We start from the raw sequence: 21,420 nt of genomic DNA, 5'->3' as shown, positions 1-21,420 counted from the left end.
CCCGACCGATGGAGCAGGCATGAAAGGCAGCAGCGGCTACGCCGTATTCTTCTACCCGCAGGCGCTCGAAGCGCTGGGCGACACCATCAAGCCCTACCTGCAGGACAGCCACGGCGGTCCGCACGTGGTCTGTCGCGAGATCGACACCGCGGGTGCCTTCGTCGAGATGACGATGTCGGCCGTCACCACCGAAGGCCAGGAGGTCGCGCTCGACCTGCTGGTGCCCACCGGCATGGTGCGGATGATCGTCTCCAGCCAGCAGCCCGGCAGCTTCGGCTTCCGGCCGCACGCGCCGGCGACGCCTGCGCCTGGGCCCGTGGCGACAGCGGAGGGGCAGGCCGGCAACGATCCGGCACAGGCGTGACCCGGGCCAGCCCTCAGTCCAGCAGGTCCACCCAGACCAGGTGGTGGTCGCTGGCCGCGGCGATCGCCGCGTCCGGATGGTCCGGCGGCGGCCAGAACACGCCGGAACCGGCCAGGCGGAAGCCCGCCGAGGGCAGGGCGTAGTCCAGGCGCAGGTTGCCCACGCGCGGCCCGAAACGGCCGGTGTCGTGCGCGTGCACGCCGCGGTGTCCTTCGTTGCCCGGTTCGCTGGCGGCGGCCAGCGCCGCGCCCTCGCTGGCCGGTGGTTCGTGGCGCAGCACGCGCGGATGCCCGATCAGCGAGCGGATCGCCGCCGGGTCGCCATTCCCGTCGACCGGGTCGCTGTTGAGGTCGCCCAGGATCACGAAGCGCGCATCCTGCTCCAGGCCGCCGCAGCGGCCCGCGTCGTCGCACAGCCACGCGTCCTGCCCGGGCGCCGGAGTGAGGTATTCGCGCCAGAGCCGGATCTCGTCGTGGTTGCGCGCGACGTTGCGCTTCTCCGGCCCGTCGAAGGCGGGCGGCGTGGGATGCGCGGCCAGCAGGTGCACCTCGCCCAGCGGCGTGGCCACCGGCACGTCCCAGTGCGACTTCGAGGACAGGCGCAGCTGTTCCCACACCGCGTCGGAATGGAAGGGGACGCCGGTGGCCGGATCCACGGGGCGGCGCGCGCCGGGCATCGTGCTCCAGCGCAGCAGCTGGAAGCTGCGGACGCGCGCGGCGTCGATCGGATGCTTCGACAGCACCAGCATTCCGTACTGGCCCGGGTGCAGGCCGTAGCCCCAGGCGTCGTTGCCGCGCTCGCGGCCGGCGCCGCCGACGCTGCCGTTGCCGTCCAAGTCCAGTCCACTGGGCACGCCGGTGTTGACCGGCGCGAGGTAGCGGTAGGGATAGTGCAGCGCGTCGCCGCCTTCGGCCTGCGCCTGTTCGAGGTAGCGGCGCTGGAACAGGTCGGCGGCGCGTCCCTCCGGGTCGTAGTCGAACTCGTTGAGCAGCACGATGTCCGGTCGCACCTTCTGCAGCACCGCGGCGATGCGGCGCGCGTGCGCGTTGCCCAGCTCCAGGCGCTGGACCAGCCCGCCGGCATCCTCGTCGTAGAGCGAGACGTTGTAGCTGGCGACGCGGAGCGGGACGGAGTCGGCCATCGGGTTACCGGGTTGCGGCGCGGGGGTCTGGAGATCGGCGCGCACGCAAGCGGCCACCACGAGTGCGGACAGGGCCGCGAGTGCCGCCAGGGCGATCGGCCGGCGCGACGTCATGCCGCACCGATCGTGTCGAAGGGGCGCCACTGGCGTCCGTCGAAGCCTTCCAGCGGAAGGAACCTGCGCTTGTAGTCCATCTTGCCGTGTCCCGCGATCCAGTAGCCGAGGTAGAGGTGGCGGCGGCGCTCGCGCAGCGCCCACTCGATCTGCTTGAGGATCGCCAGCGTGCCCAGGCCGCGCGCGGCCTGGTCGGGATCATAGAAGGTGTAGACCGCCGACATCGCCTGCGCGTCGAGGTCGGTCACCGCCACGGCCAGCAGGCGTCCGTCCTCGCGCAGTTCGAGGAAGCGCGTCGTGGCCCAGCTGCCGACCAGGAACTGGTCGAACTCGTGCGCGCCGTGGCCGTCCATGCCGCCACCGGGGTGGCGCGCGGAGAGGTAGCGCCGGTACAGCGCGAGCCGCTCGTCGTTGCGCTGCGCCGGCAGCACGCGCGCTTCGATCGAGGCGTTGCGCGCCAGGCAGCGGCGCTGGCTGCGATCGGGCCGGAACTCGTCCACCGGGATGCGCACCGCGACGCAGGCGCGGCAGCCCACGCAATGCGGCCGGTAGACGATGTCCCCGGAGCGGCGGAAGCCCCACTGCAGGGCCTGCGGATAGAACGTGGCCAGGCGGTCGTCATTGGGATCGAACACCAGGTCGCGCGCCACCCGTCCAGGCCAGTAGCCGCAGGGATGCTCACCGGTGTGGAACAGCCGGAGGTTGTCGTTCTCGCCCATTGCGCGGGGAGGATACTGCGCCGCGGTCGCAGCGGGTGCGAGCGGCCATGTATCTGCCCGCTGAACCGGGCTGGCTCCGGGTCAACGGCAGGCGCAGGCGACGCGTTGACGGATGCACGGCGGCGCTGCAGCCGCATCACCGAGGACACGCAACATGAAGCACCGCATCCTGTTCACCGCGCTGGCGCTGGCCGTGATCGCCGCGGGCGCCACCGCCGCCGAGCCCACCCAGCCGCAGCGCGGCACCCGCGCGACGCTCGACGCCAATGGCGACGGTGTCGTCGATCGCACCGAAGCGGCGAAGTTCCCGCGCCTGGCCGAGCGTTTCGACCAGCTCGACCGCAATGGCGACGGCCGCCTGGACGCCAGCGAGCGCCCGCAGCGCCATGCCCGCCACGCCCGGCACGGCGGCAAGGGTGGCTGGCAGCATCGCGGTGGCCATGGTGTCCATGACCCGGCCAGGCTCGACAAGGACGGCGACGGCCGCCTGAGCCGCGCCGAACTCGAAGCCGGCACAGCGCCGGCCCGCGAAGGCCGCCCCGCCCGCACCAGCCCGCTGGTCCGGAACTTCGACGCCATCGACGCCAACGGCGACGGCTACCTGGTGCGCGCGGAGATCCGCGACTGGCACGAGCGCCAGCGTCCGCAGCGCGAGGCGCAGATGCGCAAACGCTTCGACGAGCGTTTCGCCGCCGCCGATCTCAACGGCGACGGCAGGCTCAGCCGCGTCGAGGTAGACGAGAAGATGCCGCGCATGGCCGGCCGCTTCGCCTGGATGGACGACAACCGCGACGGCTTCCTCAGCCGCGAGGAACTGCAGCCGAAGCGGCGCTAAGGCGCCTCGATGCTGGACTGCATGGCCCGCGTCCTCGGACGCGGGCTTTTTTGCGCCTAGGCCAAATGCAGGTGCGCGATCACCAGCGAGCCGATCACCACGATATTGCTCATCAGCACGCCCGTTCGGCCCCATGTGAGCCGGTAGGCCAGCATCCGCTGGCCGGCGCCGACCGGGTCCTGGCGCGCGTCGCGCGCCAGCAGCGGGTTCATGAGCCGGGGCAGGATCACCAGCAGCTGCCAGTTCATCGCCAGCAGCGCCACGGAGATGGCGATGAACGTGGAGGCCGGGTCGCGCAGCAGGGCGTGGGTGGCGATGATCGCCACGATCATCGCCAGCGACAGGCCGATATAGCGGCGCGAGAAGCGCAGCAGGGCGCTGCGTTCGTGCTCGTCCGCGGCATAGTCGAGGATGATGCCGCGTGCGAACCAGGCCGCGACCAGGCCGCCGAGCAGGCCACCCGCGGCGGCGCCGGCGATGCCCAGCGCGAACCGCGCGAACAGGCTGCCGGCGATCGACTTGGTGGCGATTCCCAGACCGGCCGCCGCGGCCGGCTTGCTGATGCCCAGCGCGGCGGTGACGCCGACCGCGAACGCCGCCGAAGGCGCGCTGCTGCGCGCGAACTCGCCGAAGCGCGCCAGCAGGTCCTCGCGCACGCTCTGGCGCGCGCGCGACAGGCGCTTGCGCACCGCCGCATCGGACAGGCCCAGCAGCATCGCCACCTGCTTGGAGCTCTGGCCCTCGCGGTAGTAAAGCAGCAGCGCTTCGCGGCTGTCCTCGGGCAGTTCGGAGATCAGGTCGGCCGCGACCGCGTCGCGCTCGGCGTCCAGCGCCTGCTGCAGCGGACAGCCGTCGGGGTCGGCGGCGTGCTGGATCGCCAGTTCCGCCGCGTCGCCGTCGAGCATGCGGTTGCGGCGACCGCGCAGATGGTCGTGCGCCAGGTTGCGGGTGATCTGGCGCAGCCAGGGCAGGAAGCTCGACGGGTTCTTGAGCCGCGGGAGATGGTGCCAGGCGGACAGGAAGGCCTCCTGGGCGATGTCCTCGCTGGCCGGCACGTCGCGGGTGATGGCCAGGGCCACGGCGGTCACCGCGTTCTGGCTGGCGACCACGATGCGCCCGTAGGCGTCGCGGTCGCCGCGCACCGCGGCGGGCAGTTCGCGCTTGATCAGCAGGTCGATGGCGTCGTTGGACATGCGCTGTGGTCGGGTGGCCAGTGGACGTGACGTGCCGGGACGGCGGATGTGACCGTCAGGGCGCGTCGGAGAAGCGCCAGTGGTCGCCTTCGCGGCGGACGTCGATGCGGCGGGTCGTGGGCGCTGCATCCCCGCGGGCCGTCTCCAGCGCGACCGTACCCACGCCGGAGCCGTCGGTGCGGTAGTCCGACACCGCCACGCGCAGCCGGTCATTGCCTGCAGGGCAGGCGGAGCCAGCATGGGGCGACAGCCCGGCCTCGCGGGCGGCGGCCAGCGCGGCCTCGGCCGGGTCCTCGCCGTCGACCGACAGGCACAGCGGCGCGCCGGGCGTTTCCGCCAGCGCGGCCGCGGCCAGGGTCGCCGCGAGGGCGGGCGGGGTGGGGATGCGGTGGACCGTATCGGCCGTCGCGACCGCCTGCAGCGAAGGATCGAGCGCGACGCTGCCCGGTTCGGTGGCCGCGCGCGGAGCGGGCAGGTCCCAGCCGGGGTTGCGGAACTGGTTGAGCCACAGCGCCAGGGCCACCGCCGCCACCACGATCAGGCCCAGGCTCAGCCGGGAGCTGCGCCTGGGTGCCCGCATGCGCGCGGCATGGCCGGTCGATGGCAGGAAGCTCGACGGGCTGGCGGGCGTGGCCTCGAGCAGGCCCGCCTCGTGCAGCAGCTGGCGGGCGCGCGGCTGGTCGTCCGACCGCACCACCCAGACCGCGGCACGCGGGCCCGTCCCCTCGCCGTCGCGGTAGCTGAAGCTGCCGCGGATCGAACGCCGGTAGCGCTGCCCATCCTCGACCCGCACCTCGATGCCCGCGTCGGCGAGCAGCTTCGCCACCGCCTGCACGTTCTCGATGCGTGCGCTGCTGAAGACCTGGCGCATGTCAGTGCGCGCCCTCGTGGCCGCGGCGCGCGCGCCACGCGGTCATCGCGCGTTCCCCGGCGTGGACGAAGCGCGGCCGTGCGCGTCCACCACGCGGATCATGCCTTCCTGCGCCGTGCTCGCGACCAGGCGGCCGTCGCGCGAGAAGATCTGCCCGCGCGCCAGTCCGCGCGCACCCTGCGCGCTGGGGCTGTCGATCGCGTACAGCAGCCACTCGTCCGCGCGGAACGGACGGTGGAACCACAGCGCGTGGTCGAGCGAGGCCATCTGCACGTTCGGCTGGTAGTAGCTGATGCCGTGCGGAAAGGTGGCGGTGCCGAGCAGGTGGAAGTCCGAGGCATAGGCCAACAGCGCCCGGTGCAGCTCGGCGCCGTCGCCGACGCGCTCGGACAACCGGAACCAGACGTGGTTGAACGGAGGCTGCCGCGCCGGCTCCAGGTCGTTGCGCGGATGCACCTGGCGGAATTCGAACGGGCCGGAGCGGTCGAGCCAGCGCCGCACCTTGCTCGGCAGGGTGGCCAGCACCTCGGGCGGCGGCGGCTCCGGCGGGCGGATGTCCTCGGGGGCGGGGACCTGCGGCATCGGCGGCTGGTGTTCGGCGCCTGCCTCGGTTTCCTGGAAGGAGGCCGCGCAGAAGAAGATCACCTTGCCATGCTGGATCGCGGTGACGCGACGCACCGAGAAACTGCCGCCGTCGCGGGTGCGGTCGACCTCGTAGACGATCGGGGCGTCGACGTTGCCGGCGCGCAGGAAGTAGGCATGCAACGAATGCGCGGGGCGCGGCTCCGGCATCGTCGCCTGGGCGGCGGACAACGCCTGGCCCAGCACCTGGCCGCCGAACACGTACTTGGTGCCGATGTCGCGGCTCTGGCCACGGAACAGGTCGTCCTCCAGACGTTCCAGCGACAGCAGTTCGATCAGTTCGGATACGGTGGAGGTCATGCGCCGGATTATACGGGCCGCCATCGCGGCGCCGGCGGCATCAGGGGACGCGGCGCAGCCCGCAGGACGCCAGAACCCGCGGCCAGGGAAACAGCGGGCCGGGATCGCGCTTGCGCGCCACGAGCACGCTCGGATCGTCGGTGGCCGGCACCCGTTCGGTATCCAGGTCCTCGTGCCCGGCGATGCAGGCCAGCGCGGGCAGGGCGGTGCGCAGCCGGTCGAGCAGCCCGAGCAGCGCTGCGATCTGCGGCTCGGGATAGGCTTCTTCCATCGCCTGGTGGCCGGCGTCGAGCCAGTGCGGCCAGCGTCCGCGGTTGACCAGTTCGATGCCCACCGAGCTGGCGTTGCGTCCGCGCACGTGGTGCGCGATGCGGGTGGCCGGCACGTACTCGACCACGCGCCCGTCGCGGTCGATGTACCAGTGCCCGCTGTTGCCGGTGCCGCTGTCGGAATACAGCAAGCGCTCCCCGTACTCGCGCGCGGTGGCCAGGTCGGGAAGTTCGGTGCAGTGGATTACCACCAGTTCGACGGCCTCCACCGGACGCGCGCCGAGGCGCTCGACATAGGGCAGGTGATGGCGTTCGATGCCCGTGTCGTCGGTGAGTGGCGGCATCGGCCGATGCTAGCATTGCGCGATGAAAATGCCGCCGCCTGGAACCGACCTGCACCGCCTCATGACCAGGTTCCCGCGCGCCGGAACGGTCGACTGGATCGGCCTGCGTCCCGCGCGCGACGTGCCGATGCGCGAGGTGGACGCGGTCGAAGCGGTGGCCGGTGCCGGGCTGGTGGGCGACCGTTACGGCGGCGGCAGCGGCAAGCGCGGCGTGACCCTGATCCAGGCCGAGCATCTGCCCGCGATCGCCGCGCTCGCCGGCCACGCGGCGGTCGCGGCGGCGACGCTGCGACGCAACCTGGTGGTCTCCGGGATCGTGCTGGCCGCGCTCAGGGGCAACCGCTTCCGCATCGGCGAGGTGCTGCTCGAGGGGACCGACAGCTGCGATCCCTGTTCGCGCATGGAGGCCGCGCTGGGCGAGGGCGGCTACAACGCGATGCGCGGCATGGGCGGGCTGTGCGCGCGCATCCTGGAAGGCGGCACGCTGCGCCTGGGCGATCGGGTGGAGTGGGTGGCCGCATGAGCGTGCGCGGGCACTGCATCCTCTCGCACGGCTTCGAAAGCGGACCCGACGCCACCAAGGTCACGGCCCTGGCCGAAGTGGCGGAGCGGCTCGGCTGGAGCCACGAGCGGCCCGACTACACGGACCTCGACGCGCGGCGCGAAGTCAGCCGCGTCGGCGACGTGCTGGCGCGGGTGGAGCGGCTGGCCGGACTGGCCGCGGCGGCCGCCGCGCGCGGGCCGCTGGTGCTGGCGGGATCGAGCCTGGGCGCATGGATTTCCGGCCAGGTCTCGCTGCGCGTGCCGGTGCGCGCGCTGTTCCTGATGGCGCCGCCGGTGCGCATGGGCGAGGCGCCGCCGCTGCAGGGTGCCGAGGTGCCGACCAGCATCGTGCACGGCTGGCACGACGAGCTGATCGCCGCCGACGAAGTGGTGCGCTGGGCCGCCTGCCGCAGCGCCACCCTGCTGCTGGTCGACGATGCGCACCGCCTCGCGGGCAGCGTCGAGGCGTCGGCCGACGCGTTCCGCGCGCTCCTGTCCCGCGTCTGACCGCCGGCGGGGCGCAGCCCGCCTGGCAGACGCGCGCCGCGCTAGGATGCGCGCCTGATCCGGAGGAGTTCCACGCCCATGCGCCACTGAGTGCCGCCGTCCGCCGGACGGCCAGGTTCCCGCCGTCCCAGGACCGCGGGCGTCAGGCATTCATCGTGGAGGTGCGCATGGCCGGTTCCCGGCTCGCATTGAACGCGCTGTCGTTCGTCCTGCCCGACGGCAGGATCCTGTTCCAGTCCCTCGATCTCGTCCTCGACGACGTGCCCACCGGCCTGGTCGGCCGCAACGGCGTGGGCAAGAGCGTGCTCGCGAAGATCGTCGCCGGTCGCCTGCAGCCGACGGCGGGACGCCGCGAGGGCGATGCACGCGTGCACTACCTGCCACAGCAGGTGCGGATCCCACCCGGGCAGAGCGTGGCCGGGCTGATGGGCTGCGCGGAAGCGCTGGCGGCGCTCGCGCGGATCGAGGCAGGCAGCGCCGATCCGCTGGATTTCGAGCGGCTGGGCGAACGCTGGACGCTGCGCGAGCAGCTCGCCCAGGCCCTGGCGCAGGCGGGCCTGGCGGGACTGGACCCGGCGCGGCCCGCGGCCACGCTCAGCGGCGGCGAGGCCATGCGCGTGGCGCTGGCCGGCGCGTGGCTGTCGGATGCCGACCTGCTGGTGCTCGACGAACCCGGCAACCACCTCGACCTCGCGCAGCGCGCCGCGCTCGGCCAGCGCTTGCGCGAATGGCGCCGCGGCCTGCTGCTGGTCAGCCACGACCGCGACCTGCTCGACGGCATGCATCGCATCCTCGAACTGTCGCCCTCCGGCCTGCGCAGCTATGGCGGCAACCATGCCTTCTACGCGCGCCAGCGCGCCGCGGAACGGGCGGCGTCCGAGGCGGCGCTGGACCAGGCCCGGGCCGCGCACCGGCGGCTGCAGGCGCAACAGCAGCTGCAGCGCGAGCGGCAGCAGCGGCGCCAGGCGCGCGCCGCTCGCGCGGCGAAGCAGGCCAACCAGGCGCCGATCCTGCTCGGCCTGGCCCGGGCGCGCAGCCAGGCCAGCCTGGGCCGGCTCGAGCTCCGGTCGGCATCGCTGCGCGCGCAATCGCACGCGGCGCTGCGCGAGGCTGCGGCCGCGGTGGATACGGCGCCCGCGCTGGCGATGCCTGTCGACACCGCCTCGGACAGCCGCAGGGTGGTGGTCCGCTGCGCGCAGGCGGTGCTGGCGCATGTCCCGGCCACGCATGCCGGGCTGGAGCTGGTGCTGGATGCGCGCCACCGGATCGGCGTGGTCGGTCCCAACGGCAGCGGCAAGTCGAGCCTGCTGCGCGCGCTGGCCGGACGCGAGGCGCCCGCAAGCGGACGTATCGTGGTGGCCGGACGGGTCGCGCTGTTCGACCAGCAGCTCGACGGACTGGATCCGGCGCGGTCGCCGCTCGAGCACCTGCGCGCCGCCAACCCGTCGTTGCCGGAGCCGGAGGCGCGCGGGCGGCTGGCGCTGCTGGGCCTGGATGCAGACCTGGCGCGGACGCCGTGCGCACGGCTGAGCGGCGGCGAACGGGTCAGGGCCGCGCTGGCCTGCGTGCTCCATGCGCAGGCGCCGCCGGACCTGCTGCTGCTCGACGAGCCGGGCAACCATCTGGATCTCGATGCGCTGGAGACGCTGGAACGGATGCTGCGCCAGTACCGGGGCGGGCTGGTGCTGGTCTCGCACGACCGGCGGCTGCTGGAGAACGCCGGTCTGGAGCATCGGATCGATACCGGCACGACGCCGTGGCGGCTCGTGCCCTGGTGATCGCGGATGTGGCCGCAGGTCCCATGCGGCAGAATGTCCCATCGACGGCGCCTGACGCCGCAGCTGCAGGAAATCCCTTGAAGTTCTTCGTTTCGTGCGCCAAAGGCCTCGAGTACCTGCTCGTGGACGAGCTGCTGGCCCTCGGCTGCGCGCAGGCCACCGCGACCGTGGCCGGGGTCAACGCCGAAGGCTCCCTGGCCGACGCCCAGCGCGCCGTGCTGTGGTCGCGCCTGGCCAGCCGGGTGCTGTGGCCGCTGGCCGACTACGACTGCGCCGACGAACACGCGCTCTACGCCGGCGCGCGCGCGCTGGACTGGACCGCCCACCTGGATGCCGCGATGACCCTGGCGGTGGACGCGCATGTGTCCGGCAGCGCGATCACCCATGCGCGCTATGCGGCGCAGCGGCTCAAGGACGCGGTGGTCGACGTGCTGCGCGAGGCCAGCGGGGCGCGCCCCGACGTGGACGTGGAATCGCCGGACCTGCGCCTGAACCTGGTGGTGCGCAAGGGCCGCGCGATCGTGTCGGTGGACCTGGGCGGCGGCCCCCTGCATCGCCGCGGCTGGCGGCGCGCGCAGGGCGATGCGCCGCTCAAGGAGAATCTCGCCGCGGCGCTGCTGCTGCGCGGCGGCTGGCCGGCGCTGTACGCCGAGGGCGGCGGCCTGCTGGACCCGATGTGCGGCAGCGGCACCCTGCTGATCGAAGGCGCGCTGATGGCCGCCGACGTGGCGCCCGGCCTGCTGCGCCATGGCGGGCGCGCGCCGAGCCGCTGGCGCGGGTTCGACCTCGCCTGCTGGGAGGCGCTGGTGGCCGGGGCGAGCGCGCGCGAGCGCGCCGGGCGCACGGCGCTGCGGCCGGTGTTCGCGGGCCGCGACCTCGATCCGCAGGCGATCCGCAACGCCCGCGAGAACGCCACGGCCGCGGGCCTGCGCGATGCCATCGACTTCCAGGTCGGGGATATCGCCGACCTGGCGGTCCAATCCGTCCCACGCGGGCTGGTGGTCTGCAATCCGCCCTACGACGCGCGCCTGGCCGCCGATCCTGCGCTGTACCGCAGCCTCGGAAGCGCGCTGTCCCGGGCGGTGCCCGACTGGCGCGCCAGCCTGCTGTGCGGCGACCGCGAGCTCGCCTTCGCCAGCGGCCTGCGGGCGAAGAAGAGCTACCAGCTGTTCAACGGCGCGCTCGAATGCACCCTGATCGTCTGCGATCCGGTGCGCCCGTCCGCGCGTGCGCAGGACGGGGCGCGCGAACTGTCGGAAGGCGCGCGCATGGTCGCCAACCGGCTGCGCAAGACGCTCAGGGCCTCGAAGGCGTGGCGGGCCCGCGAAGGCGTCGAGTGCTTCCGCGCCTACGATGCCGACATCCCCGAATACGCCGCCGCGGTCGACGTCTATGCCGAGGCCGACACCGGCACGCGCTGGCTGCACGTGCAGGAGTACGCAGCCCCGACCGAGATCCCCGAGACGGTGACCCGCAAGCGCTTCGGCGAACTGCTGGCCGGCGCCGCCGAGGCGCTGGAAGTGCCGCGCGAGCGCATCGCGGTGAAGACGCGCGCCAGGGGCAAGGGCGGCAGCAAGTACGGCCACTTCGCGCATCGCGGCGAGTTCCTCACCGTGCGCGAGGGCGCTGCGCGCCTGCGCGCGAACCTGTTCGACTACCTCGACACCGGGCTGTTCCTCGACCATCGCCCGCTGCGCCTGGCGATCGCGGAAGAGGCGCGCGACAAGCGTTTCCTCAACCTGTTCTGCTACACCGGCGCCGCGACGGTGCAGGCGGCGGTGGGTGGCGCGGCGCAGACCACCAGCGTGGACCTGTCGGCCACCTACCTCGAATGGCTGGCCGACAACCTGCGCGAGAACGCGATCGGCGGCATCCGACACCGCATCGCCCAGGCCGACGCCATGGCCTGGCTGCGCGCCGACCGCGGCGAGTACGACCTGGTGTTCTGCGACCCGCCGACCTTCTCCAATTCCGCGCGCGCCGAAGATTTCGACGTGCAGCGCTCGCACGTGGAGCTGCTGCGGCTGGCGGTGGCGCGGTTGTCCTACGGCGGCGTGCTGTATTTCTCGAACAATTTCCGGCGTTTCCGGCTCGACACGGAGGCGGTGGCGGCCTTCGCCGAAATCGAGGACATCAGCCCGGCCACCGTGCCGCCGGACTTCGCGCGCAACCCGCGCATCCACCGCACGTGGCGGCTGCGGGCGCGTGCATGAGTCTGCCGGGGAGTATCTTAATGGAACGATGATTCATTATTGGTAGTGATTGTTCTGTAGGTGATCATAATAGCGCGCGAAAACGGGTGCATAGTGGCGCCAGTCCACAGAGGGCGCCGCCCATGAGCACCATCGATCCCATCCGTTACGCCCGCATCGCCCGCAAGGTCCGCGGCACGCCCGCGTCCGACGGGGCGGGAGTCAAGCTGACCCGCGTCATCGGCGGCGCCGAGCTGCCGGAGCTCGATCCGTTCCTGCTGCTCGACGAGTTCGGCACCGACCGGTCCGAGGATTACCTGGCCGGCTTCCCCAGCCATCCGCATCGCGGCTTCGAGACCGTGACCTACATGCTGGACGGCCGCATGCGCCACAAGGACAACCATGGCAACGAGGGCCTGCTGGTGCCGGGCAGCGTGCAGTGGATGACCGCCGGCCGCGGCCTGGTCCACTCGGAGATGCCCGAGCAGGAGGAAGGCCGCATGCGCGGTTTCCAGCTGTGGGTGAACCTGCCGGCGAAGGAGAAGATGACCGACCCCCGCTACCAGGAATTCCCCCCTGCGGAGCTGCCGGTGGTGGCGCCGGCAGCCGGTGTCACGGTCAAGGTCATCGCCGGCGACGTGGATGGCGTGCGCGGTCCGATCTCGCAGCCGGCCACCGAGCCGCTCTACCTCGACATCGCGCTGGAGGCGGGCGCCGAATGGCTCTATGCGCTGCCCACCGGGCACAACGCCTTCGCCTACGCCTTCGAGGGCGCCGCGTGGCTGGGCGAGGGCGAGGACGCCCGCGAGCTGTCCGCGCAGGAGATGGCGGTGCTGGGCGGCGGCGACGTGCTGCGGCTGCGGGCCGACGGGGCCGGGGCGCGGCTGATCCTGGTCGCCGGACGGCCGCTGCGCGAGCCGGTGGCGCGCCATGGTCCGTTCGTGATGAACACCAGGCAGGAAATCATGCAGGCGTTCGTCGACTACCAGGAAGGCCGCTTCTGAACCGAGCGCCAGCGTGCGTTGGAAAAGCCGGGCTTTGCCCGGCTTTTTCATCGGCCGGCCCGCGCCGGGAGACGACTCCCGCGACGTGCGGCACTGCAGCAGGCGTTCCGGGAGCGCGTGGGTATAGTAGGGGCGCGGAAACGGATTTCGCCCCCCCAAGCAGATCGGTGGCATCCCACGGAGCTGTCGCGGTACGGCACATCCCCCATGCAGGACTGAGACCACGTGGTCCCTTCGCTACATGGAGCATTTCCGATGAGAACGATATTCCTGCTGTTGGCCGCCCTGCTGTGGTCGGGCCAGGCGTCCGCGCAGTCGGCCGAAGAGAACTGCCCCGAACTCCCCGCCGGCGCGGCGCTGGGCTGGGACGTGGTGAACGGCCCCGATTTCGTCTTCTGCAAGGCGATCCGCCAGGCCGATGGCATCCAGGCGTTCTCGGTGCTGATCGGCCCCGACCCCGTGTTCCGCGCCGATCGCGCGTTGCGCGAGAGGGACGGGGTGATCGACGGTCACCGGGTGCGCTGGTATCGCGGCGACGTGGCCACGCGCCGCGACGTGCACGTGCGCGAGACGCTGGTGGAACTGGGCCGGCGCAGCAACGCCCATATCGTGGTGCGCGCCGATTCGGAGGAACAGCTGGCGCGCAACCGGCAGCTGGCGGAAGCCCTGCGGTTCAACGCGACCGCCGTCGGCGGCGATTGAGCGCCGCCGCGACGGATTGCGACGGGTCAGTGGCTGCCGATCCGGGTATCGGCGAAGCGCAGTCCTTCGGCCAGCCGGCGGCTTTCGTCCAGCTGCTGCTGGGAGACGGCGCGCAGCACGATGTGCGCGACCAGGTCGTCGTCGAGCTCGACCGCCGTCTCGCGTACCAGCGCGTTGGAAGTCGTCACGTCGCCGCGATACCAGCGGATCTCATGGCCGTCGATCGTGCCGCGCTCCTCGCGCAGGGAGATGCGCTCGCGCATGGGCGACTGGTCGCGCAGCATGACCGAGAACGCCTGGCTGCCGTCCGCTTCGCGCATGGCCCGGCAATACAGGAATCCGGGGCCTTCGGAGACCTCCCAGGACAGGCCTTCGGCCGGCGGCAGCTGCGGACACGCGCCGGACTGGGCGAGGGCCTGCAGCGGCAGGAGCAGGATGGCGAGCGGAATCCAGCGCTTGATCATCGGGCTGTCCATGCAAGGTAGACCGCCGGACCATGCCATGCATAGCGGCATGATGCAATGCACCAATGGTGATCCGCGTCCCGATTTGTCGCGGTGCCGCGGTCCCGGTCAGTAGCGGCCGACCTCCAGCCGCGGCCGGCCATCGGCGCCGATGCGCACGGTGCTGAACCGGTCGAATTCGGTTTCGGGCATGGCGGCGACCTCGCAGGCGCACAGGGCCGCGACGATGTCCGGCACGGTATTGCTGTGGCCGGCGACCAGCACCGTGCCCGTGCCGTGCTCCGCGCGCAGGCGCGCGACGAGATCCGCGGCCGGCTCGCGCGGCTCGTAGACCCGCACCTCGAGTCCGTGCGCGATGGCGGTCGGGCCCACGGTCTGGCGGGTACGCCGCAGGTCGGTGCTGTAGACCGCCACCAGCGGAGCATTGGCCAGCAGGCCGGCTAGGCGGTCCGCGCGCGCCAGTCCGGCCTCGCTCAGCGCGGGATCATGGCCGGCGTCGGCCTTTTCGCCATGTCGCACCACCACGAACACCGTGCCGTCGGCCGCCTCCGCCTGCGCACCGGGCGTGCCCGCGCAGGCGGCCAGCGCCAGGATCGCACCCAGGAGGATGGTGGCACGCATCAACGCGGCGCTGGATCGAAGGCGGCTCATCGCGTGGCTCCCGTGGATTGGCCGGTGGGCCCGAGCGCCACCAGCATGCCGCGCGCGGCCTTGAGGCGCGTGTCGAAGTCTGGCAGCACCAGGCTGATGCGCAACTTGTCCGGGCCGTCCATGCGGTAGTGCTTCGGCTGGCCCTGGATCAGGCGGATGACGCCCATCGGGTCGATCGCCGGCTTCTCGGTGAACTGAAGGCGCCCGCCGGATTCGCCCAGGTCGATCTTGCGGATGCCGAGCGCGGTCGCCTGCAGCTTGAGCTCGGCGATCGCGAACAGATGCTTTGCCGGATCGGGCAGCAGGCCGAAGCGGTCGATCATCTCCACCTGCAGTTCGCGCAGCGCCTCGCTGTCGCGCGCCGAACTGATGCGCTTGTACAGGGTCAGGCGGGTGTGCACGTCGGGCAGGTAGTCCTCGGGGATCAGCGCGGGCACGTGCAGCTCGACCTCGGCACCGCGATAGGCCGGCTCGTCCACGTCCGGCAGCTTGCCCTGGCGGATGCTGCGCACCGCGCGCTCGAGCAGTTCGGTGTAGAGGCTGAAGCCGACCTCGGCCATCTGCCCGCTCTGGTCCTCGCCCAGCAGTTCGCCTGCGCCGCGGATCTCGAGGTCGTGCGTGGCCAGGGTGAAGCCGGCGCCGAGTTCGTCCATCGAGGCGATGGCATCGAGGCGCTTCTGCGCGTCGGACGTGATCGAGCGCTGGTCGGGCACCACCAGGTAGGCGTAGGCGCGATGGTGCGAACGGCCGACGCGACCGCGCAGCTGGTGCAGCTGGGCCAGGCCGAACTTGTCGGCGCGGTTGATAATGATGGTGTTGGCGTTGGGGATGTCGATGCCCGACTCGATGATGGTCGAGCACAGCAGCACGTTGAAGCGCTGCTTGTGGAAATCGAGCATCACCCGCTCCAGCTCGCGCTCGGGCATCTGGCCGTGGGCGATGCCGATGCGCGCGTCGGGGACCAGCTCCTGCAGCTGGCGCTGCATGCGTCCGATGCTCTCCACGTCGTTGTGCAGGAAATACACCTGGCCGCCGCGCGCCAGCTCGCGCTGGAAAGCCTCGCGCAGCATCGCGTCGTCCCAGGCGTGGACGAAGGTCTGCACGGCGAGGCGGTGCGCGGGCGGGGTGGCGATGATCGACAGGTCGCGCAGCCCGGCCATGGCCATGTTGAGCGTGCGCGGGATCGGCGTGGCGGTGAGGGTAAGCAGGTGCACGTTGGCGCGCAGCGCCTTGAGCGCCTCCTTCTGGCGCACGCCGAAGCGCTGCTCCTCGTCGACGATCACCAGGCCCAGGTCCTTGAAGCGCACGTCCTTCTGCAGAAGGCGGTGGGTGCCGACGATCACGTCGATCGTGCCTTCCGCGATCTTGTCGATCTCGGCCTTGATCTCCTTGGTGCTCTTGAAGCGCGACAGCACCTCGACCTTGAGCGGCCAGTCGGCGAAGCGGTCGCGGAAGTTGCGGTAGTGCTGCTCGGCCAGCAGGGTGGTCGGCACCAGCACCGCCACCTGCTTGCCCGCCGCCGCGGCGACGAAGGCCGCGCGTACCGCGACCTCGGTCTTGCCGAAGCCGACGTCGCCGCAGACCACGCGGTCCATCGGCTGGCTGGAGCCGAGGTCGCGGATCACCGCCTCGATCGCGGCGTGCTGGTCGGGCGTTTCCTCGAACGGGAAGGCGGCGGCGAAGGGCTCGTACATCGCGCGGTCGACCTGCAGCGCCAGGCCGGCGCGCGCCTGCCGCTTGGCCTGGATCTCGAGCAGTTCGGCGGCGACGTCGCGTACCTTCTCCTGCGCCTTGCGCTTGGCCTTGGTCCACTGCTCGCCGCCGAGGTTGTGCAGCGGCGCGGTTTCGGGCGAGGCGCCGGAGTAGCGGCTGACCAGGTGCAGCTGCGCGACCGGCACGTACAGCCGGTCGCCCTTGGCGTATTCGATGTCGAGGTATTCGCCGGGCTGGCCGCCGGCCTCCAGCGTCACCAGGCCGCGGTAGCGACCGACGCCGTGGTCCTCGTGCACGATCGGCGCGCCCTCGCTGAGTTCGCCGAGGTCGCGGATGATGGCCTCGGGCTCGCGGCCGGCGCGCTTGCGGCGGCGCGGCTGCGAAGCGCGCTCGGGGAACAGCTGGCGCTCGGTGAGGATGGCCAGCGGTCCGGCGCCCGAAGCCTCGGGATCGAGCGCGAAGCCGTCGTCCAGCGGCGCCACGGCGATGGCGAAGCGCTGCTCCTGCCGCGCGAAGTCGGCGAACGTCGCCGCCACCGCGGGCTTCAGCCCGGCCGCGTCGAGCATCTCCAGCAGCGCCTCGCGGCGGCCCGCGGAATCGGCCGCCACCAGCACGCGTCCTCCATAGCTCGCCAGGAAGCCGCGCAGCGCGGTGCCGGGCTCGCTGTCGCGCAGCGCCAGCGGCAGCGAGGGGGCGGGCTGGTCGCCCAGGGCGGTGGCCTGGGCGTGGCGAGGATGCGCGGCCGGGCAGATCTCGATGCGCTGGCCGGCATTGAGCCGTTCGCGCAGCGCCTCGGGCGACATCCACAGCTCGCCCGGCGGCAGGATCGGGCGCTCGATGTCGTGGCGCAGCTGTTCGTAGCGCTCGCCGGCCTGCTTCCAGAAATGGTCGGCCGCCTCCAGCGCACCCTCGTCGACCAGCGGCAGGTAGCCGGGCGCCAGGTAGTCGAACAGGGTGGCGGTGTCCTTGAAGAACAGCGGCAGGTAGTACTCGATGCCGGCCGGCGCGATCCCGGCGCGCAGGTCCTGCATCAGCGCGCTGCGCCGCGCATCGACGTCGAAACGCTCGCGCAGCGCGTCCAGCGCGTCGCCGAGCGCGTCGGGATCGGTCGGCACTTCGCGCCCGGGCAGCATGCGCACCGCGTCCACGCGGTCGAGCGAGCGCTGGGTTTCCGGGTCGAAGGCGCGGATGGTCTCGATGCTGTCGTCCAGCAGTTCGATGCGGTAGGGCTCGGAAGCGCCCATCGGATAGACGTCCAGCAGCCCGCCGCGCACGGCGAACTCGCCCGGGTCGAACACCTGCGGCACGTTGCGGTAGCCGGCGCCGTCGAGGCGGCGCTTCTCGGCCTCCAGGTCCAGGGTCTGGCCGACGCGCACGTCGAACGCGCTGCCCACCGCATGGCGCAGCGGCGGCAGGCGCTGCAGCAGGGTCTGCACCGGCACGATCACGATCGCCTGGCGGCGCAGCGAGGGCAGGCGCAGCAGGGTGGCCAGGCGCTGCGAAATGATGTCCGGATGCGGGCTGAAGCGGTCCCAGGGCAGGGTTTCCCAGTCGGGGAAGGGGACCACCGGCAGGGCCGCGTCTTCGCCCAGCAGGGTGTGCAGGTCCGACTCGAGCTGGTGGGCGGCGTGGTTGTCCCGCGCGATCAGCAGCAGCGGCGCGGACTGCGCGCGCGCGGCGCGGGCAGCGTGCCAGGCCAGCGCGCTGCGGCTGGCCGGCGCACGCCACCAGGCGCGGGGCTGGCCGGCGCGCGGCAGGAGGGCGGGGGCGGTGTCCTGGGGCATTGGCACGGGATCCGGAAAAGCACGACCGCGCCGGCAACAGCGTTGCCAGCGTGCGAAAGGCGCGATTTTACCTTGGCCGCGCGAGCGCCATGCGAGGGCGCCTCAGGCGCGGGCGCGGCTCAGGCGGCGTCCTGGCGCAGCCACTGCAGGCGGTGCGCGCCGCCCGCCGGCGCCAGCACGCCCTGCAGCGCGGGCAGCAGCCCCTGCAGGACCTGCTCGAACCGCCAGGGCGGGTTGCACAGCAGCAGGCCGCTGCCGTTCATGCGCAGGGCCGATTCCTCTGGACGCACCATCAGTTCGGCCACCAGCACCGATTTCGCCGGCAGGTGCGCGGCGCGGCGCAGGAACGGCTGCAAGGTGGCGCGCTGCTTGACCGGGTACCACAGCACGAACATGCCCTGCGGCCAGCGCAGCAGCCCGGAGCGCAGCGATGCCAGGATCGGCTCGAATTCCGCGCGCTGCGCCTCGTACGGCGGGTCCACCAGCACCAGGCCGCGGCCGAATCGGCTGGTGCCCGCGCGCGGCGGCAGCAGGGCGTCGATGGCGGCATAGCCGTCGCGCTGGTGCACGCCCACCCGCGCGTCCTCGGCGAAGCTGCGGCGCAGCGCGGCCGCTTCCTCGGGCTGCAGTTCGCAGCAGGCGATGCGGTCCTGTCCGCGCAGCGCATGCGCCAGCAGCCAGGGCGAGCCGGGATAGGCGCCCTCGCCATGGGCGGCGCGGCAGGCGTCGACGGCGGCGCGGTAGGGCGCCAGGACCGGATCGGTCCCGCGCGCGAGCACCGCCCCGATCCCGGCCTCGGCTTCGCCGGTGCGCCGCGCGTCGTCCCCGTCCAGCCGGTAGAGGCCGCGGCCGGCATGGGTGTCGAGCGCGAAGCAGGCCGAGGGCTTGGCCACCAGCGCCTCGCACAGCGCGAGCAGCACCGTGTGCTTGAGCACGTCGGCGTGGTTGCCGGCATGGAAGGCGTGGCGGTAGTTCATGGGGTCGTGATTCGTGGTTGGTGATTTGAAGAGGCTGGGCTACTGATGCCTCGCGTCGGATGCCATCATGCCGGTACGGTCCCGCCGCGTCAGCACCGGCCGCAGCGGCGGGGCGGCGTTTTCGAACCACCAACCACCAATCGCGAATCACGGCTCCATGCGCATCCTCCTGGTCGAAGACGAAGCCGCCATCGCCGGCACGGTGCTCTACGCGCTGCGCGAGGAAGGCTACGAGGCGACGCATTGCCTGACCGCGGGCGAGGCGCTGGAGCAGGCCGCGACGTCCGGCTTCGACCTGGCGATCCTCGACGTCGGCCTGCCCGACCTCGGCGGGTTCGCGCTGTGCCGGCGCCTGCGCGAGCACCGCGACCTGCCGGTAATCTTCCTCACCGCGCGCCAGGACGAAGCCGACCGGATCCTGGGCTTCGAGCTGGGCGCCGACGACTACGTGCCCAAACCGTTCTCGCCGCGCGAGCTGGTGGCGCGCGTGCGTGCGGTGCTGCGGCGGGCGCAGGCAGGCGCCACCGGCCAGACCGCTGCCGCGGCCGATTTCAGCCACGACGCCGACGGCATGCGCATCCGTTACCGCGGGCGCCTGCTCGAGCTCACCCGCTACGAATACGGCCTGCTGGCGGCGCTGCTGGCGCGGCCGGGCGCCGTGCTCAGCCGTGCGCAGCTGATGGACCGGGTGTGGGGCGATGCGTTGGAAAGCGGCGACCGCACCATCGACACCCACGTCAAGACCCTGCGCGCCAAGCTGCACGCCATCGACCCGGAAGCGGAGCCGATCCGCACCCACCGTGGCCTCGGCTACTCGCTGGCAGTGGACTGAGCCGCGATGCGGATCGGCCTGCGCATCCTGCTGGGTTACTTCGTGATCGTCGCGATCGCGGGCTTCCTGCTGATGCGGGTCTTCGTGCAGGAGGTCAAGCCGGGCGTGCGGCAGGCGATGGAGGACACCCTGGCCGATACCGCCAACGTGCTGGCCGAGCTGGCGACGGACGACATGCTGGCCGGGCGCATGGCCGACGGCCGCTTCGCCGCGCGCATCGCCGCCCTGCACGGTCGCGAACTCGACGCCCGGATCTGGGACTTCGACAAGGCCAGCGTGAGCTACCGGATCACGGTGACCGATGCCGACGGGATCGTCGTGTACGACTCGGCGGGCCGCGAGCTGGGGCGCGACAACTCGCGCTGGAACGACGTCTACCGCACCCTGCGCGGGCAGTACGGCGCGCGCTCCACGCGCAGCGATCCGGACGACGAATCCTCCTCGGTGATGTACGTGGCCGCGCCGATCCGCGACGGCGAGCGGGTGATCGGCGTGCTGACGGTGTCCAAGCCCAACCGCACCATCGAGCCGGTGATCCTGCGCAGCGAGCGCATCGTGCGCCGCTGGGGCATGGTGCTGCTGGGCGCGGCGCTGGCGATCGGGCTGTACGCGGCGTGGTGGCTGTCGCGCCAGCTGGGCGGGCTGCAGCGCTACGCGCGCGCGGTGACCGAAGGCGAACGCGCGAGCCTGCCGCGCGCCGCCGGCGAGTTCCGCGACCTCGGCCTGGCGCTGGAAACCATGCGCGACCGGCTCGAGGGCAAGCAGTACGTGGAGCACTACGTGCACAGCCTGACCCACGAACTCAAGTCGCCGCTGACCGCGATCCGCGGCGCGGCCGAACTGCTCGAGCGGCCGCTGCCCGAGGCCGACCGCATCCAGTTCGCCGGCACCATCCGCCAGCAGGGCGAGCGCATGACCCGCACCATCGACAAGCTGCTGGCGCTGGCCGCGGTCGAGTACCGGCAGCGGATCGAGGCGCCGGAAGCGGTGGACGTGGCCGCGCTGCTCGACGATGTGCTGGCCGACGCCGCGCTGCGCGCTAGCGAGGCGGGCGTGCGGCTCGAATCGCGGGCGGAGCACGCGCTGCCGCCGCTGCAGGGCGACCGGTTCCTGCTGCGGCAGATGCTGGGCAACCTGCTCGACAACGCCATCGACTTCTCGCCCCGCGGCGGCGCCGTGTCGCTGGATGCGCGCATGGAAGGACCGCGGCTGCGGCTGCAGGTGTGCGACCAGGGGACGGGCATCCCCGACTACGCGGCCGGGCGGGTCTTCGAGCGCTTCTACTCGCTGCCGCGGCCGGGCAGCGGTGCGCGCAGCAGCGGCCTGGGACTCGGCTTCGTCCGCGAGGTGGCGGCCCTGCACGGCGGCGAGGCCGACCTGCGCAACGGCCCCGACGGCGGCGCGGTGGCCAGCGTCTGGCTGCCGGCCGGCTGACGGAGGGCGAGGAAGCAGGCCACGCGCGATGTGTCGACTCCCTCCCC

20 protein-coding genes are annotated in these 21,420 nt (G+C 72.3%); 10 read left to right on the top strand and 10 right to left on the bottom strand.

Annotation, left to right across the window (positions count from 1 at the left end; genetic code table 11):
• Positions 1–19 precede the first annotated feature (19 nt).
• Entirely contained in the window at positions 20–364 is a 345-nt protein-coding gene (locus tag ACFQ2D_RS12400) for a hypothetical protein (protein WP_280943914.1), read from the top strand.
• A gap of 13 nt (positions 365–377) precedes the next feature.
• Here ACFQ2D_RS12400 and ACFQ2D_RS12395 read toward each other — a convergent pair whose 3' ends face one another.
• Positions 378–1,619, bottom strand: a complete 1,242-nt coding sequence (locus ACFQ2D_RS12395) for an endonuclease/exonuclease/phosphatase family protein (RefSeq protein WP_280943913.1) — start codon at positions 1,617–1,619, stop codon at positions 378–380.
• A complete protein-coding gene (locus ACFQ2D_RS12390; protein WP_280943912.1) occupies positions 1,616–2,338 on the bottom strand; it encodes an arginyltransferase in 723 nt (240 codons plus the stop codon). Before ACFQ2D_RS12390 ends, ACFQ2D_RS12395 begins: the two co-directional genes overlap by 4 nt.
• A gap of 154 nt (positions 2,339–2,492) precedes the next feature.
• Between ACFQ2D_RS12390 and ACFQ2D_RS12385 the strand changes: the two genes are divergently transcribed.
• Positions 2,493–3,173 (top strand): EF-hand domain-containing protein, encoded by a 681-nt coding sequence (locus ACFQ2D_RS12385; protein WP_280943911.1) that lies wholly within the window; start codon positions 2,493–2,495, stop codon positions 3,171–3,173.
• Between the two features lie 56 nt (positions 3,174–3,229).
• Here ACFQ2D_RS12385 and ACFQ2D_RS12380 read toward each other — a convergent pair whose 3' ends face one another.
• From ACFQ2D_RS12380 to ACFQ2D_RS12365, 4 genes are read right to left on the bottom strand one after another with little or no spacing between them, the layout of a single operon-like run.
• Positions 3,230–4,366, bottom strand: a complete 1,137-nt coding sequence (locus ACFQ2D_RS12380) for an RNA polymerase sigma factor (RefSeq protein ID WP_280943910.1) — start codon at positions 4,364–4,366, stop codon at positions 3,230–3,232.
• A 55-nt stretch (positions 4,367–4,421) separates the two neighbouring features.
• Positions 4,422–5,237 (bottom strand): hypothetical protein, encoded by an 816-nt coding sequence (locus ACFQ2D_RS12375; protein WP_280943909.1) that lies wholly within the window; start codon positions 5,235–5,237, stop codon positions 4,422–4,424.
• Between the two features lie 42 nt (positions 5,238–5,279).
• Positions 5,280–6,203, bottom strand: coding sequence for an acyl-CoA thioesterase II (gene tesB, locus ACFQ2D_RS12370; protein ID WP_386795669.1), 924 nt, complete (start codon positions 6,201–6,203; stop codon positions 5,280–5,282).
• A 16-nt stretch (positions 6,204–6,219) separates the two neighbouring features.
• Complete coding sequence (locus tag ACFQ2D_RS12365) at positions 6,220–6,792, bottom strand: N-acetylmuramoyl-L-alanine amidase (protein WP_280943907.1); 573 nt, start codon at positions 6,790–6,792, stop codon at positions 6,220–6,222.
• 28 nt (positions 6,793–6,820) lie between these two features.
• Between ACFQ2D_RS12365 and ACFQ2D_RS12360 the strand changes: the two genes are divergently transcribed.
• From ACFQ2D_RS12360 to ACFQ2D_RS12335, 6 genes are all read left to right on the top strand, one after another.
• On the top strand, positions 6,821–7,315 hold the full coding sequence (locus tag ACFQ2D_RS12360; RefSeq protein WP_280943977.1) for an MOSC domain-containing protein: 495 nt from the start codon (positions 6,821–6,823) through the stop codon (positions 7,313–7,315).
• Entirely contained in the window at positions 7,312–7,842 is a 531-nt protein-coding gene (locus ACFQ2D_RS12355) for a hypothetical protein (RefSeq protein WP_280943906.1), read from the top strand. The genes ACFQ2D_RS12360 and ACFQ2D_RS12355 overlap by 4 nt, the downstream gene beginning before the upstream one ends.
• A 167-nt stretch (positions 7,843–8,009) precedes the next feature.
• Positions 8,010–9,620 (top strand): ATP-binding cassette domain-containing protein, encoded by a 1,611-nt coding sequence (locus tag ACFQ2D_RS12350; protein WP_280943905.1) that lies wholly within the window; start codon positions 8,010–8,012, stop codon positions 9,618–9,620.
• Between the two features lie 77 nt (positions 9,621–9,697).
• The gene (gene rlmKL, locus ACFQ2D_RS12345) at positions 9,698–11,833 is read left to right on the top strand and encodes a bifunctional 23S rRNA (guanine(2069)-N(7))-methyltransferase RlmK/23S rRNA (guanine(2445)-N(2))-methyltransferase RlmL (RefSeq protein WP_280943904.1); all 2,136 of its coding nucleotides are present in this window, start codon (positions 9,698–9,700) and stop codon (positions 11,831–11,833) included.
• Between the two features lie 122 nt (positions 11,834–11,955).
• Positions 11,956–12,816, top strand: a complete 861-nt coding sequence (locus tag ACFQ2D_RS12340; protein WP_280943903.1) for a pirin family protein — start codon at positions 11,956–11,958, stop codon at positions 12,814–12,816.
• 255 nt (positions 12,817–13,071) lie between these two features.
• Positions 13,072–13,518, top strand: a complete 447-nt coding sequence (locus ACFQ2D_RS12335; RefSeq protein ID WP_280943902.1) for a hypothetical protein — start codon at positions 13,072–13,074, stop codon at positions 13,516–13,518.
• A gap of 26 nt (positions 13,519–13,544) precedes the next feature.
• On the opposite strand, the gene ACFQ2D_RS12330 is transcribed toward ACFQ2D_RS12335, so the two are convergent.
• From ACFQ2D_RS12330 to ACFQ2D_RS12315, 4 genes are all read right to left on the bottom strand, one after another.
• Positions 13,545–13,982, bottom strand: coding sequence for a hypothetical protein (locus tag ACFQ2D_RS12330; protein ID WP_280943901.1), 438 nt, complete (start codon positions 13,980–13,982; stop codon positions 13,545–13,547).
• A gap of 108 nt (positions 13,983–14,090) precedes the next feature.
• Entirely contained in the window at positions 14,091–14,633 is a 543-nt protein-coding gene (locus tag ACFQ2D_RS12325; RefSeq protein ID WP_280943900.1) for a phosphoglycerate mutase family protein, read from the bottom strand.
• The gene (mfd, locus tag ACFQ2D_RS12320) at positions 14,630–18,130 is read right to left on the bottom strand and encodes a transcription-repair coupling factor (protein ID WP_280943899.1); all 3,501 of its coding nucleotides are present in this window, start codon (positions 18,128–18,130) and stop codon (positions 14,630–14,632) included. The genes ACFQ2D_RS12325 and mfd overlap by 4 nt, the downstream gene beginning before the upstream one ends.
• A 119-nt stretch (positions 18,131–18,249) precedes the next feature.
• Positions 18,250–19,107 (bottom strand): 23S rRNA (adenine(2030)-N(6))-methyltransferase RlmJ, encoded by an 858-nt coding sequence (locus ACFQ2D_RS12315; protein ID WP_280943898.1) that lies wholly within the window; start codon positions 19,105–19,107, stop codon positions 18,250–18,252.
• A 157-nt stretch (positions 19,108–19,264) separates the two neighbouring features.
• Between ACFQ2D_RS12315 and creB the strand changes: the two genes are divergently transcribed.
• Together creB and creC are read left to right on the top strand one after the other, a co-directional pair.
• Positions 19,265–19,939, top strand: coding sequence for a two-component system response regulator CreB (creB, locus tag ACFQ2D_RS12310; protein WP_280943897.1), 675 nt, complete (start codon positions 19,265–19,267; stop codon positions 19,937–19,939).
• Between the two features lie 6 nt (positions 19,940–19,945).
• A complete protein-coding gene (gene creC, locus ACFQ2D_RS12305) occupies positions 19,946–21,373 on the top strand; it encodes a two-component system sensor histidine kinase CreC (protein WP_280943895.1) in 1,428 nt (475 codons plus the stop codon).
• The last annotated feature ends 47 nt before the right edge of the window (positions 21,374–21,420 follow it).

This window comes from Luteimonas composti, assembly GCF_042678665.1.
Taxonomy (GTDB): domain Bacteria; phylum Pseudomonadota; class Gammaproteobacteria; order Xanthomonadales; family Xanthomonadaceae; genus Luteimonas; species Luteimonas composti.
This window is presented reverse-complemented; position numbering and strand designations above follow the sequence as displayed.

Excerpts from the sequence above, each read along its gene's own strand:
- ACFQ2D_RS12400 (WP_280943914.1), top strand. The coding sequence starts at position 20 with ATGAAAGGCAGCAGCGGCTACGCCGTATTCTTCTACCCGCAGGCGCTC.
- ACFQ2D_RS12395 (WP_280943913.1), bottom strand. The coding sequence starts at position 1,619 with ATGACGTCGCGCCGGCCGATCGCCCTGGCGGCACTCGCGGCCCTGTCC.
- ACFQ2D_RS12390 (WP_280943912.1), bottom strand. The coding sequence starts at position 2,338 with ATGGGCGAGAACGACAACCTCCGGCTGTTCCACACCGGTGAGCATCCC.
- ACFQ2D_RS12385 (WP_280943911.1), top strand. The coding sequence starts at position 2,493 with ATGAAGCACCGCATCCTGTTCACCGCGCTGGCGCTGGCCGTGATCGCC.
- ACFQ2D_RS12380 (WP_280943910.1), bottom strand. The coding sequence starts at position 4,366 with ATGTCCAACGACGCCATCGACCTGCTGATCAAGCGCGAACTGCCCGCC.
- ACFQ2D_RS12375 (WP_280943909.1), bottom strand. The coding sequence starts at position 5,237 with ATGCGCCAGGTCTTCAGCAGCGCACGCATCGAGAACGTGCAGGCGGTG.
- tesB (WP_386795669.1), bottom strand. The coding sequence starts at position 6,203 with ATGGCGGCCCGTATAATCCGGCGCATGACCTCCACCGTATCCGAACTG.
- ACFQ2D_RS12365 (WP_280943907.1), bottom strand. The coding sequence starts at position 6,792 with ATGCCGCCACTCACCGACGACACGGGCATCGAACGCCATCACCTGCCC.
- ACFQ2D_RS12360 (WP_280943977.1), top strand. The coding sequence starts at position 6,821 with ATGCCGCCGCCTGGAACCGACCTGCACCGCCTCATGACCAGGTTCCCG.
- ACFQ2D_RS12355 (WP_280943906.1), top strand. The coding sequence starts at position 7,312 with ATGAGCGTGCGCGGGCACTGCATCCTCTCGCACGGCTTCGAAAGCGGA.
- ACFQ2D_RS12350 (WP_280943905.1), top strand. The coding sequence starts at position 8,010 with ATGGCCGGTTCCCGGCTCGCATTGAACGCGCTGTCGTTCGTCCTGCCC.
- ACFQ2D_RS12340 (WP_280943903.1), top strand. The coding sequence starts at position 11,956 with ATGAGCACCATCGATCCCATCCGTTACGCCCGCATCGCCCGCAAGGTC.
- ACFQ2D_RS12335 (WP_280943902.1), top strand. The coding sequence starts at position 13,072 with ATGAGAACGATATTCCTGCTGTTGGCCGCCCTGCTGTGGTCGGGCCAG.
- ACFQ2D_RS12330 (WP_280943901.1), bottom strand. The coding sequence starts at position 13,982 with ATGATCAAGCGCTGGATTCCGCTCGCCATCCTGCTCCTGCCGCTGCAG.
- ACFQ2D_RS12325 (WP_280943900.1), bottom strand. The coding sequence starts at position 14,633 with ATGAGCCGCCTTCGATCCAGCGCCGCGTTGATGCGTGCCACCATCCTC.
- mfd (WP_280943899.1), bottom strand. The coding sequence starts at position 18,130 with ATGCCCCAGGACACCGCCCCCGCCCTCCTGCCGCGCGCCGGCCAGCCC.
- ACFQ2D_RS12315 (WP_280943898.1), bottom strand. The coding sequence starts at position 19,107 with ATGAACTACCGCCACGCCTTCCATGCCGGCAACCACGCCGACGTGCTC.
- creB (WP_280943897.1), top strand. The coding sequence starts at position 19,265 with ATGCGCATCCTCCTGGTCGAAGACGAAGCCGCCATCGCCGGCACGGTG.
- creC (WP_280943895.1), top strand. The coding sequence starts at position 19,946 with ATGCGGATCGGCCTGCGCATCCTGCTGGGTTACTTCGTGATCGTCGCG.